This is a genomic window from Rothia sp. HMSC073B08 (assembly GCF_001812975.1).
Classification (GTDB): Bacteria; Actinomycetota; Actinomycetes; order Actinomycetales; family Micrococcaceae; genus Rothia; species Rothia mucilaginosa.
The window spans coordinates 45358-58868 of sequence record NZ_KV811085.1 but is presented as its reverse complement, the minus strand read 5'-3'; the positions used below and the strand labels follow the sequence as shown (position 1 = coordinate 58868).

Here is a 13511-nt window from a genome sequence, read left to right as displayed (position 1 = left end):
AGAGCGAACAGGTGTGAGACGGGTAGGTAGAGATAGCTGAGCGGCGCGGTAGAATAGGGCTCATGGCACGTAAGAATCATCCCGGCAGGCGAGCATCCGGCACCACCAGCGATAAGTGGCACCGTCAAGCACCCGCAGGGCGTGATATCAGCAGGATCCTCGACCCTGCACCCCGATTGGAACGTGACCGATACGGTGACTGGCTGGTGCAATACATTCCCGCCGTCAACGCCCAAAAAACCTACACCTGCCCCGAATGCTACCGCCCGATTCCGCCCAGAACAGCGCATCTGGTGGTGTGGCAAGAAAGCCACACGATGGGCCGTAGCCGCGCCATTGATGAGCGCAGGCACTGGCATCAGCATTGCTGGCGCATCCGCCGCAAATAGGCTGAAAACTGCACTTGAGGTGCAACCCAAGACCATATTTTCGAATCCATTTCTTGAAGGAACGCAATGAGCAACACCGCCGACATCACCCGCGAGCAGGAATTCGATCCCGCCCGCTACGTCTTCAGCACCGCCGCTGAGCCCACCCCCATTAAGGCACGTACTGTGCTTCCGGCACGCCGCGAGAACTTCACCGTCACCACTACGGACGGCAAGCGCCTCGTCGGTGAACTCGCCCTGCCCGAAGGTGAAGTCAAGGCAACCCTGGTGACCTTCCACCCGCTACCCACCCACGGCGGCTACATGGACTCGCACGTGTACAAGAAGGCGTCCTTCCGCCTGCCGGCGCTGTCGAACATTGCGGTGCTGCGTTTCAACACTCGCGGCACCTCCTCGATTCGCGGCACCAGTGAAGGCGTCTTTGACGGCGGCTTTGCCGAGAAGAAGGACTTCGACGCAATCCTGAAGTTCGTACGCGAGCGCGCCCTGCCGAACCCCTGGCTGGTCGGCTGGTCCTTCGGCACCGAGCTGGTGCTCAAGTACGCGCCTGAATACGCGAACGAGTTCACCGGCGCTATTCTGCTCTCCCCGCCGCTGCACCGCGTGCACCCGGCTGAGCTGGATGAGTGGAACAAGATCTCGAACCCGCTGTACGCGCTGGTGCCCGAGCATGATGACTACCTGCAGCCTCCGGCGGCGCGTGAGCGTTTCGCGGCTGTACCGCGCACTCGGGTGATTCCCTTTGAGGGGTGCAAGCACCTGTGGGTGGGCGAGAAGTCCGTGCAGCAGGTCCTCAACACCGTGGTCAGCATCGTAACCGGTGCACCCACCGAACTGCCCACCGAATACAGCGGCCCGGTGGCAGAAGAAATCACTGAGCTCTAAAGGTTCTGCATAAAAACACGGCATAAAAACGCTGCATAAAAATATCAAGGCGGCGGCTTTGGATAAAACATCCAAAGCCGCCGCCTTCGTATCTATACGCGATGCGTACCCCGCGGGAAGAGTAGTGAGAGCGTAGAGAACCTACAGCTGTTTACAGCTGGAGGTGACTACAGTTGGGCGGTGACTACAGCTGGTCCTGGCGAGGAATGAACACCTCACGCACCAGAATCAGCATGGAAGCCGCCGCCGGAATAGCAATCAGTGCGCCCAGCACGCCCCAGAGCGCGCCACCGGCAGCCACCGAAATAATCGCAACACCGGCAGGGACCGATACAGCGCGAGCCATAATACGCGGAGAAATCAGGTACGCCTCCACCTGCAAGTACAGGAAGTACGCCACCGCAAACCACAACGCCAGGCTCCAGCCCTGGGTCAGCAGAATCAGCGAGGTCAAAATCAGCGCAATCACGCCACCAACCAGCGGAATGAACGCCAGAATCATGACGACCAAAGCCATCAACTGCGGGAAGCTGAAGCCCACAAACAGCATAATAAAGAACGCCACAAAAGCATTCAGAACAGCAACCAGAGCCTGACCCATCACGTAGTTACCCACCGACTCGGTAATCTTATCGGTAATGTACTTGACGCGCACACGCTTAGACGCCGGCGCCAGGCGCACACCCCACGCCTTGATAGTGTCCATCGAGGTGAGGAAGTACAGGGACAGGAACAGCACAATAATCACGCCGGTCACGCTCTGCGCCAGGGTGGAACCCGCAGAAACCAGGCTCGACATGAAGCTATTAACCTGCGAAGAGGAGAACGTTGTCTCCAAGAACTTCGGGATGTTCTCATTCACCCAGGTGCTGATATTAAAGCGTTGATCAAGCTCGTGGTACCAATCAGAATCAATCGTGTTCTGATAAATACCCGGCGCATACTGGATAAATTTAGAAGCCTGCTCGCTAATAACCGGGCCAATCGTCATGACCAGACCGGTCACGGCGCCAGCAAAACCAGCAAGCACAGCAATCACGCCGATACCGCGCTTAATGCCCCACGACTCCAGGCGGCGCACAATCGGATCCAGACCCAGAGCAATGAAAATAGCGCCGGTTACCCAACCCACCAGGGCACCCACATTATTGAAAATGTAGTAGGCGAAGAGTGCCAAACCCACGCCAACGGTCATGAGGAAACCAAACGCGACCGGGTTGTGCATCATGGAGGTCTTGCCGTTGCCGACCACCTTCGGTGCGGGAGGCGCATCCTCAGAAGCGGCGGGGACCACCGGAATAGTATCCGTAGGAGGCATGGAAGCGCGGCGGCGGTTAGAACGCACCTGGCTAATGCTTTCGGTCAGCTCGCTGAAGGTCTCCGTTAGCTGGTCGGTGAGAGATTCCTTCTTGCGCGTATCGGCGGACGATGTTGTCTCTGCGGGAGCTGCTGAGGCTTTCTTCTCGCTCATGCTCTTCCTTTCCGGATCATTCCGGGTATTTTTTCTCTACTGTGCCATTCTACCGGCTGGTTTACTGTGTTACGGCGTCCACGGTGAATCCGAAGGGCAAGGGGAACCCATGTCGGAGAGGTATCTGCAGAGTGGTTCGGGCATTAGCCCAAACACTATCCCGGCATGAGCTCAGAGCGTAGGCGACAGAGAACGGGCGCTCGCAACGGCGCGTTGCGGGGATAATAGAGGAAGGAACGCGTGAAGGATCTAGCCCGCACGCAACAATATACACAGAACGTAAAGGAGCCCAGGATGAGCATTATTTTTGATTCGGCAGACCGCGGCGCATCCCAGAACGCGGCACAGGGTAATGTCGCGCAGGGTGGTGCAGCACAGAACGGGGCAGCACAGGAGATTCCCGCCTCCGTACGCAACGCCATGGAACTGAACCCCAACGCGGCACAGTCTGCTGGCGAACAGGGCGGCGAGCAGACCCCCTCCGCTCCCACCTGGCGCTACGAGGTCAACACCCCCGAAGAGTTCCAGAAGTTCGTTCAGCTCTCCAGCCAGGGTGCCGTGATTTTTGCGCTCTACGCGCCGCACTCACCCTCCTCCCTGCAGATGCTCGAAGGCGTGCAGAAGCTTGTTGATTCCGCCGCAGGTAGCATGATTTGCGCCGCCGTGGACGTCACCAAGCTCCCCGAAGCAGCCCAGGCATTCGGCGTGAGCGGCGTGCCCGCGGGCGTTGCCGTTCTGGCGGGCCGCCCGGCACCGATTTACACCGGCCCGGTCAGCGCAGAAGACCTCGGCGATGTGCTCTCCCAGGTTCTGCAGCTCGCGGCACAGTACCAGCTGCCCGGCGGCTTCGACCCGGTCGTTCCCGACGACGAAAAGCCCCTGCCGCCCCTGCACGCAGAAGCCGTCGCCGCCCTCGACCGCGGCGACCTGGAGGGCGCCCGCGCCGCATACCGCAAGGCAATCACCGAGAACCCCGGCGATAAGGAAGCGAAGCTCGGCCTGGAACAGGTTGAACTGCTCGCCCGCGTGAAGGACCTGGACATGGCAACCGAACGTGCGGCGGCCGCGGCAGACCCCATGAACATTGACGCCGCGTTCAACGTAGCTGACCTGGACCTGGTCGGCGGCCACGTGGAGGACGCGTACAACCGTCTGCTGCGCCTGTTCAGCGCGGTAGGTCCCGACGATAAGGCGCGCGTGCGCGAGCGCCTCGTGCAGCTCTTCGACGTGGTGGGTGCATCTGACCCGCGCACCGTCAAGGCGCGTGCGGCACTGACCATGGCGCTGTTCTAAAAACAGCTGTCGCCCGGGAAACGTCATGAGCCGGTCTAGCTAGCTCTGGCTAATCTAGGCGGCTGAAACGTTGAATACGGACGAGCTATCGTCTACCCCTGCACTCGTGATGTGGGGTGGGCGGTAGCCCGTTCTGCATTTGCGGTTTTTGCGATTTTCAGGCGGGGGAGAGCAGACATCCCAACCTGACCGATAGCGCGCTAGGACGCTACGTATAGCACTCCGAAATGTCCATATACTGCATGACAGATGCGTAATATGCGGGTTTTATAGCCAAAGCCTGTAGACCTTTCTACAAGGGTGATAGGGTGAAAATATGAACACTAGTCACTTTTCTCAGAACCCCGATTCGCATGAGCCAGGTTCACCGCAGAACCCGGTACAAGAGACCGCAATAGAGGCAGTACCCGCCGCGGCAGCACCCCAGGCTGTAACCCCGGAAGCCGCAAACCGTGAGCCTGCTGCTCCTGAAGCTGTAGTTCCCGCATCGGTAGCGCCTCAGCTACCCGTCACCCCGCAGGCCGCACCGACCGCTGGCGCTCGCCCCGCCATCGAAATCCGCGGCCTCACCAAGGCATTTGGTCAGAAGGTCGCCGTCGACCGCATCAACCTGGATATCCCCTCCGGATCCTTCTACGGGCTGGTCGGCCGCAACGGCGCCGGTAAGACCACCACCATCTCTATGGTCACCGGCATGCTCATGCCCAACGAAGGCACCGCATACGTGCGCGGCATCGACATGTGGGCCGACCCACTCAAAGCCAAAGCACACCTGGGTGTGCTGCCCGACGGCGTGCACCTCTTCGACAAGCTCACCGGCGAGCAGCTCATCACCTACTCCGGCTACCTGCACGGGATCGATAAGGAAACCGTTGCCTCCCGCGTCAAGGACCTGCTCGCCGCAATGGACCTGACCGACGCTGCGGGCCGTGCCGTCGCCGACTACTCCGCCGGTATGACCAAGAAGATTGCGCTCGCCGCCGCTCTCGTCCACGCGCCCTCCGTGCTGATCCTGGACGAGCCCTTTGAGGCGGTCGACCCGGTTTCCGCCGCTAATATTCAGGACATTCTGCGTGGCTTCGTTGCCTCCGGCGGAACTGTCATTATCTCCTCGCACGTGATGGACCTTGTCCAGCGCCTGTGCGACCACGTAGCCGTCATGGACTCCGGCCGTATTCTCGCCGCCGGAACGGTCGATGAAGTACGCGCCGGCATGAGCCTTGAAGAACGATTCGTGCAGCTGGTCGGCGGCCGCACCTCCTCGGAAGGATTGTCATGGTTGGGCACCTCGTCTCACTAAAGTGGCAGTATGTGCTCGCTTCCTTCCGCCGCAGCATCTGGGCACTGATCGGCCTGATTTTTGCGGCGCTCTACGCGGGCGGTATGCTCTTCGGCCTCGGCTCCGCATACTTTATCGCTAACTCGGAGGTACCCGAATACGGTCAGCTCGGAACCCTCCTGGTAGGCGCGGTTATTGCGCTCGCCTGGGCTATTGTCCCCATTTTCTTTAGCGGACTGGACGGCACCCTGGACGAGAGCCGATTCGTGCTCTTCCCCATCAAGCCCTCCACCCTGCAGAAGGGCCAGTTCCTCGGCGGGTTCGTGGGTATCCCCGGCATTGCCAGCATCATTGCCGTGCTACTGGGTGCGATCGCGTTTATATCGCAACCGCTCGCGCTGGTCGTGTACCTCATCTGCTGCGTGCTCGGCCTTGCGAACCTCATGGTGTGGGCTCGTCTCGCCAACCGCCTGGGCATGGCGCTGAATGATAACCCGCGCATCGCCAACACCCTGATGATCGTTGCCATGCTACTGATGATGAGCGCCGGCTTTATCTTCGGTGGAACGATAACCTATCTGACCAAGCACTGGGAAGAGGTGCTGCCCTACCTGCCGTGGCTGGGCGTGACGCCCTTCGGTTCCGCGTTTGCTGTGCCCTACTTTATGGCGACCGGCAATATGGGTGCCGCCCTTGGCTGCCTGGCTCTGACCCTCGTCTACCTGGCTGGCGGTTGGTGGCTGTGGGGTAAGAACCTTGCACGCTCCATGGCGAATGTGGGCGGTAGCGCCCACCACGCCAGCGCAACCGAAGTCGCCGCAGGTGATTTGGGCCTGTTTGCACGGTTCCCCGCAACCCCGCGTGGCGCCGTAGCGGCACGAACCCTGCACTCATTCCTGAAAGACAACCGTCTGCAGCTGCTGACCGCAAGCACCGCCATGCTTTACCTGATACTAACGGTGGGTATGCCGCTGTTCCTGAGCTCTGTAGGGTCCGTTAAAACTCATGTTGATTTTAATGGCATCAACGCGGCTGAAGCCAACCAGATTATTAATAGCGGCGTCATGCAGCTCTTCGGATTCTGGATGTACTTCTGCACCGTTTTCACCGGCTACTACATGTGCTACCTCGTCTCCTACGACAACACCGCATTCAGCCTGCACGTGCTCTCCCCGCTACGCGGTATTGACGACCGCATCGGCCGTCTTTGGGGTTACAGTATCCTGATGGTTCCGATCGTAGTGGTGATGGTGTTCGTCGCCTCAGCGGCAAATGGACACCTGGAGCTTTTCCCCATTGTGCTGATGCACCAGCTGGGCGTGTTCGCTGCGGCTGCAGGTATTGGATGCGTACTGGATACCTTCATTAGTCCGCCCGTGGCACCTCCCGGGGCTAACCCGTTCAAGAACCCGAAGAACACTGACGGCTTTGCTAAGCAACTGCTGCTGATGCTCTCTATAGTTTTGGTGATGCTCAGCGCGCTGCCCGGCGGTATCTCTGTTGTCGTGTACATTTTCCGTACGCAGGATATGCTGACCCTCGTCTACGGTGGCTTGATTCAGCTGCTGATTGGTGCTGCACTGCTCGTGGGCGGCGTGGCGTGGGGCGGCCACCGCTACGACAAAGTCAGCTCCAAGATGCTGGAGCGTGTGGCGCGCTTCCAGGCGAACTAGCAAGAGTCGAAGCTCCAGCACATCAGGAATAAAAGAGAAGGGTTCCGTGTTAGGTACTAAGCCTGGCGCGGAACCCCTTTTCTGTGCCGCACGAATTTCTAGCCCCGAACTTCTAGCGGAAAGAAGCTCACCGCAATACCTAAGAGTCTATGGTGGAGCTGTGGCCTGCCTCCATATTGACCGCCCGGGGGCTCAGCACCTCCCAACTGCTACTAAAATAGAGAAGGCGCCGATCACCCAACCGTGCAGCGGCACCCCTCACCCTATGTATCCCACCTCATCATCAAGGAGAAACATGAGCTCGATCGAAGGCATCGAAGACCCCTTTGGCCCCGGAACCGCAGGCGGCACCGCCCTGCTCGAACGCGAAGAAACCCAGCTTTCTGAGCCCGGCGACCACGAGCGCTTCTCCCACTACGTACGCAAGGAAAAGATCCTCGAATCGGCGCTGACCGGTGAACCCGTGCGCGCCCTCTGCGGCAAAATGTGGGTACCCGGCCGTGACCCGCAGAAGTTCCCCGTCTGCCCCCAGTGCAAGGAAATCTACGAAGGCCTCGCACCCGGCAACGACGGCGACAACGGCTCTGGCGAATAATACGCGCCAGACGACACGCTTCAGACAACACAACCGGGGCGATACAACCTGGGCGATACGCCTGAATAAATACGAATAAATAACACGCCGCAACAGCAAGACTCAACGGCCCAACACCGCTCGTGAGACTTTGCTGACGAGCACCAAATTCTTGCACCACAGCCCGGCCCAACCCGCGGATGTGGTGCTAGAATTTAACCTCGCTGTGCCCGGCGGGCATCAGCCGTCCCGAGCCTAACCCGCCGCAACAGCAGATGCAGACGAGGAAGAAGGAGAGAATGAGCGCACCCGCAGAGGAACCCACACTATTCGACAGTATGGTGAAGCCGAAGCTCTCCCCGGCATACCCCGACCGCGCCCCCTGGGGTACTTCCGTCAGCCTGCGCGCCTGGCAGGCAGAAGCCATGCAGAAGTACTTCGAAACCAACCCCCGCGACTTTATGGCAGTCGCAACCCCCGGCGCGGGTAAAACCACGTTTGCGCTGACCCTCGCCAAGGAACTATTCAACCGCGGCACGGTCCGCCAGCTCATCGTTGTGGCGCCCACCGATCACCTGAAAAAGCAGTGGGCAGACGCCGCCGCGAAGGTCGGTATTCCCATTGACCCGAACTTCAAGAACGCGGATGTGACCATCAGCCGCCACTACAAGGGTGTGGCGCTGACCTACGCGCAGGTGGCGAATAAGCCGCAGCTACACGCCCGCAACACCGAGGAAACGAAAACCCTCGTGATTTTTGACGAGATTCACCACGCTGGTGATTCGCTGTCCTGGGGTGACGGTCTGCGTGAAGCGTTCGACGATGCGACCCGCCGCGTGGCGCTCACCGGTACCCCGTTCCGTTCGGACACCTCCCCGATTCCGTTCGTCACCTACGAAGTCGATAATGACGGTATCCGCCGCTCCAAGGCGGATTACTCTTACGGTTACGGCCCCGCGCTGAAGGACCACGTGGTGCGCCCGGTCATCTTCATGGCGTACTCGGGCCAGATGCGTTGGCGTACCTCCGCCGGTGAGGAAATGGCGGCAAACCTCGGCGAAGGTTTCACCAAGGACATTACCTCCCAGGCGTGGCGAACCGCCCTCGACCCCAACGGCGAATGGATCCCGACCGTACTCGCGGCGGCCGATAAGCGCCTGACCGAGGTGCGCCGCACCGTGCCCGACGCCGGTGCGCTTGTCATCGCAACCGACCACGCGGACGCCAAAGCCTACGCCGAACAGATTCAGAAAATCACCGGCGAATACCCCGCCGTGATCCTCTCTGACGACCGTGAAGCCTCCGCAAAAATCGACGAATTCCGTGAAGGCATGCAGCGCTGGATGGTCGCCGTGCGCATGGTGTCCGAAGGCGTGGACGTGCCCCGCCTCGCCGTGGGCGTGTACGCCACCAGCACCAGCACTCCGCTGTTCTTCGCGCAGGCGATCGGCCGTTTCGTGCGTGCCCGCAAGCGCGGCGAAACCGCCTCCGTGTTCCTGCCGTCGGTGCCGCAGCTGATGATGCTTGCCAACGACATGGAAGTAGAGCGCGACCACGCCCTCGACCGCGGCGCACCCCAGGAAATCGACCCCATGGTTGAGGGGCTGGATGACCACCTGCTCGAAGAAGCAAACCGCGAGGAACGCGCCTCCGAGCAGTTGGCCCGCGGCAAGTTCGAGGCGCTCGGCTCCGAGGCGTCCTTCCACGGTGTGCTGTTCGACGGCGCCGAGTTCGCCTCCGGCAACCTTGCCGTGGGTAGTGAGGAGGAGCAGGACTTCCTGGGTATTCCGGGCCTGCTGGATGCCGAACAGGTCGGTACGCTGTTGCGAGCGCATCAGCGTGAGCATGCGGCGCGCCGCCCGGCGACTGCGGCGCCTTCGGTGGTGGATCACCGCCAGTTGAAGGAGCTACGCAATAAGCTGGCGAAGAACGTGGCGGCGTGGTCGATTCGTTCGGGTCAGCCGCACGGTGTGATTCACAATGAGCTGCGTAAGATTTGTGGCGGCCCGGCGGTTGCGCAGGCTTCTGCTGAGCAGATTCAGGCGCGTATCGATAAGCTGTCGGACTGGTTCGTAGGCCGACGCTAGAACGTGGATAGAACGTAAAGAAAAGCCCCGCGGGTGTGTGCGCTCGCGGGGCTTTTGTGTGCATAAAATGCAGAAATATTGGGTCTTAGGTGCGATAATCATGGCAACGCGGAGACGGAACGTGTAGCCTAGTGGGGGTAAGTTCTTTAGAGAACACGGCATGGTCGCCGGGCTCAGGGAACTTTCCATTGATGCGCAGCATGTAGGTCTATGCTGGATCATCAAAACTTTAAGAAACACCATGCAACCAACCCAGGATGGCGCGCCCCGGGATAGTGCGCACTGGGACGGTTGCACCAACCATTGAAGGACAGTGATGTCTCATATTTCTCGCCGTAAGGTCGTGAAGGGCGCCGCCTGGGCAACCCCCGTGATTGCCGCTTCATCGGTCGTTCCGGCTTACGCTGCATCTCCTGAATGTACTACTTTTTCAGACACGCCTTTTATCTCTATCAACGGCGATAACACCCGCCGTGTGGAAGAGCAAGAATACGTTCACCGCCGCTACTCAGGTGTAAAGCTGCGATTTGAGTTGATTGGCGGCGCTGGAGCCACACTTCACGGAAAGAGCACTCGAGGGGGATCGGGCGCGAAAGTTACCGGAATCATAGACCTTGAGACTCCAGCCATTGTCGAAGTTGTCGCAGGCGGCGGTGGTATGTTTGGGCTTCGTGGTTATGGACACGGCAAAGAGGAGGATTACAGCGAATATCGACTTGATGGTAGTCAAGGTGGGGTAGGTTTCGGAGACGGAGGTAGCGTTCCCAGTGTAAGAATTCCTCAAGATATTATGCGTGAGGTCGAATCCCGCTGGGCAGAGGCTGGGCAGTGGGATAACAGTTACAATCCTCAGCTCCCCATGGACGAACTTCACGGTTGCCCTGGCGGCGGTTCGTCTGCTCTTCTCGTCAATGGGGAGGTCATCGCGGTTGCAGGTGGGGGTGGAGGCGGAGCTTTCATTGCGAGAACGTATACCACTCCTCCTAACGCCCATCATTTCCCGGGTACTGTAAATGTTCGTATGATTGGTCCGGAAGACCTCACGAGTGGTCCTTCATATAGCGCGGGTGGATCAGCTGAACGAGCACGTGGGGATGATGCCACGGCCGGTCGTATGTACTACGCTCAGGACTCGCGTATTCACCTAAATGTTGAAGGCGGTAAGGGCGGAGGGAACGGCATCGGTGGTGCCGGTGGCATCAAGCCCACGGTGTTGAAGGGCACCCCTAACAGGGTCTTTAGCTTTAGCAGTCAGAATAACCAGGTCATTCATAGTTCTTCGACAGCAGGCAATCCTGGCACCGGCGGCCTACAAGGCAAAGGTGGAGATGGTGTGGTTTCTATAAGCTACCAGCTTGATAACAACGAGCCAGAAGGCGGGTACCAGAAGAGTAACTTGGAAGTTATTGAAACCCCGGATGGTGACCGATATGAGATTGGGTACGAGGACGTAGCCCCCTACTTCAACGGTGCCCAGATTATTGTGTCTGGTGGTGGCGGTGGCGGCTACGGCGGTGGCGGCTCCGGTGCTACCCTCTCACAGTCATTCATTACGATTGCCCAGAAATGGAATAACAACCCGAAGGGTATTCGACAGAGTGTGGGATATACGTTGATAGCTGGTGCTGGAGGCGCAGGTGGGTCCTACCTTGCCCCAAACGTTATAGAAGGGGAAATTTCCAGCGCTAACAACGACCATGATGGACATCAGTTCGCATCTGACGGTAGCGCGGCAGTGTACCTCTGTGATCTTGGCTGGTAGTAATTTAGACGTCTATAACGGGTAGTCTTTGTTTGATGCGAAGCCCCGCGGGTGCGTATGCGCTCGCGGGGCTTTTGCATGCCCGTAATATTTGGTCGCATAAGCAGAGATGACCCTCAACTAGAGCCTTATACCTGTAGGGTAGGAGAGGAGGTAACATCCGGCGCCGAACACACGGTTCGGTGTAGACTCCTCCCCGCTCTTAGACACCGGCCAGAATGAATAAAAGGGCAGTGCTGAGTGCATGAGCGGTGCACATATAGAGAAACACCAGGTCACCGTTTCCCAACCACGCACACCTTGAAGCACCACATTTTCCGCTTCACAGCTGAGGCGGCAGTGTAGCACCTGATGAGCCCCGCTTCCGGGGAAGCATCAGCCCGGCACAGTCTGCCGCCCCGCGCGCGGTAGGGGAGCGAGTACCTGAACTAACCACACCGAAGGACATTGATGTCTACTTATATTTCTCGCCGCAGGGTCGTTGCGGGTGCCGCGTGGGCAGCCCCCGTCATTGCCACCTCGGCTGCTGTTCCCGCGTTCGCTGCATCCCTGGACTGCGTCTTTGCCGAAAGCCCCCACAAGTTCTTGAGGGGATATAGTGACTATCGTGTAGAAGAGGAATTCACCGTCCCCGCTAACGTGCATAGGATCCGCTTCGATATTTTTGGTGGTGGCGGAGTCAGCGACACCGGCCACGAAAGCGGCTCGGGTGCCCGCGCGATTGGAATCGTTGAGGTGAAGCCGGGCCAGACGGTTCGTGTCATTGCTGGTGGCGGCTCCGGTGACGCCCGCACTCCCCATCCGGATGGTCTTAAGACTGGCGGCCCGGCACGAGGCGGGCGTGGCTACGGCGACGGCGGCGACGCACCCCGATTCACCGTGCCTGCCGAAGTGGTGGCTGAAGTGACCAAACGTTACCCGGGCGCCCTCAACTGGAGGGAACTTAAAAAGGGACCCAAGGGCACCGTTGAGGTTTATGGACACCCCGGCGGCGGTGCCTCGGCACTGCTGATTGACGGCGAAGTCATCGCTGTCGCAGGCGGTGGCGGTGGCGGCGGCATCACGTACTCCTACACCTCAGCGCCTCATGCTAAGCATTTCCCCGCTGTTCTTGACGCGAGCGTGACGAAGAATTACCACCCGACCGATCCGCCCATCCGCAGCTTTGCGGGTAGCGGTTTGAGCACTCGCGGCGAGGATGCCACCACGGGAACCCAGTTCTACACCCACAGCCTGAACACTAAGGTATCTGTTGACGGCGGTAAGGGCGGAAACAACGGCGCAGGTGGCGCGGGCGCAGCTAAGCCCGAGGTGCCGACCGGTAGCCCCAACCACATCTTTAGCTACGACAGCCAGAATAACCAGGTGCTGTACAGCTCTTCGACCGCAGGTAACGCGGGCGGCTCCGGTTTTGAGGCCAAGGGTGGTAACGGCGCTGTTGCATATAGCTACCAGCTCGACAATAATGACCCGAAGAACCTTGAAGTGCTGACTCTGCCCGGCGGCGAGCGTATCGAATTCTCTGCTGAGGAGACTGCCGCTGAGTTCAACGGTTACCAGTTCGCAATGTCCGGAGGCGGTGGCGGCGGCTACGGCGGTGGTGGTTCGGGTGCTGCACTGGCGCTGTCTGCTATTACGACTATCCAGAAGTGGAATAACAACCCTGATGGTATTCGTCAGAGTGTGAGCTACCTGCAGTTCTCCGGTGCCGGTGGTGCGGGCGGTTCGTACCTGTCGCCGCGCGTTATTCAGGGCGAACTCTCTAACTCTATGAACTCGATGAGGGCTGGCATTAACGTCTATGACGGCGAGGCCAAGGTGTACCTCTGCGAGACTAAGGGTTAGTCTAACGCCCTCTGAAGGTTGAGGGGTAGAAGCCCGTGAGTGTGTATGCGCTCGCGGGCTTTTGCGTGCCCGGAAATGCTGGGTTGAGCGAGGCCATAGCGTGGTGAGTTGAGAATGTTTTTCGGTGTCTATACTCCAGAAAATGAATATTGCACTCAATGTACAAAGGTATAAATTATTTACCCCCTCAACCCTCATACAAGAAAACCTCATACCACACAGCGCACACCCCACCCGCCGCACCATCCTCACC

10 protein-coding genes are annotated in these 13511 nt (G+C 59.3%); 9 read left to right on the top strand and 1 reads right to left on the bottom strand.

From position 1 onward, the window contains the following. Nucleotides 1–62: 62 nt before the first annotated feature. Nucleotides 63–389, top strand: a complete 327-nt coding sequence (locus tag HMPREF2884_RS09035) for an ATP/GTP-binding protein (protein WP_083303621.1) — start codon at nucleotides 63–65, stop codon at nucleotides 387–389. 66 nt (nucleotides 390–455) lie between these two features. After that, entirely contained in the window at nucleotides 456–1274 is an 819-nt protein-coding gene (locus HMPREF2884_RS07565) for an alpha/beta hydrolase (RefSeq protein WP_070616527.1), read from the top strand. Between the two features lie 184 nt (nucleotides 1275–1458). Here the strand turns inward: HMPREF2884_RS07565 and HMPREF2884_RS07560 are convergent, their stop codons facing one another. After that, entirely contained in the window at nucleotides 1459–2745 is a 1287-nt protein-coding gene (locus HMPREF2884_RS07560) for an AI-2E family transporter (RefSeq protein ID WP_070616526.1), read from the bottom strand. Between the two features lie 294 nt (nucleotides 2746–3039). On the opposite strand from HMPREF2884_RS07560, the gene HMPREF2884_RS07555 reads away from it, so the two are divergent. The 7 genes from HMPREF2884_RS07555 (at nucleotide 3040) to HMPREF2884_RS07525 (ending at nucleotide 13258) form a co-directional block, all read left to right on the top strand. Continuing rightward, on the top strand, nucleotides 3040–4038 hold the full coding sequence (locus HMPREF2884_RS07555; protein ID WP_070616524.1) for a co-chaperone YbbN: 999 nt from the start codon (nucleotides 3040–3042) through the stop codon (nucleotides 4036–4038). Nucleotides 4039–4354: 316 nt separating this feature from the next. Next, nucleotides 4355–5338 carry an ABC transporter ATP-binding protein gene (locus HMPREF2884_RS07550; RefSeq protein WP_141753520.1) on the top strand — a complete coding sequence of 328 codons (984 nt, stop codon included), beginning with the start codon at nucleotides 4355–4357 and terminating at the stop codon, nucleotides 5336–5338. Next, complete coding sequence (locus HMPREF2884_RS07545) at nucleotides 5314–6990, top strand: transporter (RefSeq protein WP_070616522.1); 1677 nt, start codon at nucleotides 5314–5316, stop codon at nucleotides 6988–6990. The genes HMPREF2884_RS07550 and HMPREF2884_RS07545 overlap by 25 nt, the downstream gene beginning before the upstream one ends. A gap of 295 nt (nucleotides 6991–7285) precedes the next feature. Next, nucleotides 7286–7585, top strand: a complete 300-nt coding sequence (locus HMPREF2884_RS07540; RefSeq protein WP_005506434.1) for a DUF3039 domain-containing protein — start codon at nucleotides 7286–7288, stop codon at nucleotides 7583–7585. A gap of 278 nt (nucleotides 7586–7863) precedes the next feature. Continuing rightward, nucleotides 7864–9651 carry a DEAD/DEAH box helicase gene (locus HMPREF2884_RS07535; protein ID WP_005507820.1) on the top strand — a complete coding sequence of 596 codons (1788 nt, stop codon included), beginning with the start codon at nucleotides 7864–7866 and terminating at the stop codon, nucleotides 9649–9651. Nucleotides 9652–9967: 316 nt separating this feature from the next. Then, the gene (locus HMPREF2884_RS07530) at nucleotides 9968–11413 is read left to right on the top strand and encodes a transcriptional initiation protein Tat (protein ID WP_141753519.1); all 1446 of its coding nucleotides are present in this window, start codon (nucleotides 9968–9970) and stop codon (nucleotides 11411–11413) included. Between the two features lie 450 nt (nucleotides 11414–11863). Beyond that, nucleotides 11864–13258, top strand: a complete 1395-nt coding sequence (locus HMPREF2884_RS07525; protein WP_070616518.1) for a transcriptional initiation protein Tat — start codon at nucleotides 11864–11866, stop codon at nucleotides 13256–13258. The last annotated feature ends 253 nt before the right edge of the window (nucleotides 13259–13511 follow it).

Coding starts and splice junctions, on each gene's coding strand:
- HMPREF2884_RS09035 (WP_083303621.1), top strand. CDS start 63: ATGGCACGTAAGAATCATCCCGGCAGGCGAGCATCCGGCACCACCAGC.
- HMPREF2884_RS07565 (WP_070616527.1), top strand. CDS start 456: ATGAGCAACACCGCCGACATCACCCGCGAGCAGGAATTCGATCCCGCC.
- HMPREF2884_RS07560 (WP_070616526.1), bottom strand. CDS start 2,745: ATGAGCGAGAAGAAAGCCTCAGCAGCTCCCGCAGAGACAACATCGTCC.
- HMPREF2884_RS07555 (WP_070616524.1), top strand. CDS start 3,040: ATGAGCATTATTTTTGATTCGGCAGACCGCGGCGCATCCCAGAACGCG.
- HMPREF2884_RS07550 (WP_141753520.1), top strand. CDS start 4,355: ATGAACACTAGTCACTTTTCTCAGAACCCCGATTCGCATGAGCCAGGT.
- HMPREF2884_RS07545 (WP_070616522.1), top strand. CDS start 5,314: ATGGTTGGGCACCTCGTCTCACTAAAGTGGCAGTATGTGCTCGCTTCC.
- HMPREF2884_RS07540 (WP_005506434.1), top strand. CDS start 7,286: ATGAGCTCGATCGAAGGCATCGAAGACCCCTTTGGCCCCGGAACCGCA.
- HMPREF2884_RS07535 (WP_005507820.1), top strand. CDS start 7,864: ATGAGCGCACCCGCAGAGGAACCCACACTATTCGACAGTATGGTGAAG.
- HMPREF2884_RS07530 (WP_141753519.1), top strand. CDS start 9,968: ATGTCTCATATTTCTCGCCGTAAGGTCGTGAAGGGCGCCGCCTGGGCA.
- HMPREF2884_RS07525 (WP_070616518.1), top strand. CDS start 11,864: ATGTCTACTTATATTTCTCGCCGCAGGGTCGTTGCGGGTGCCGCGTGG.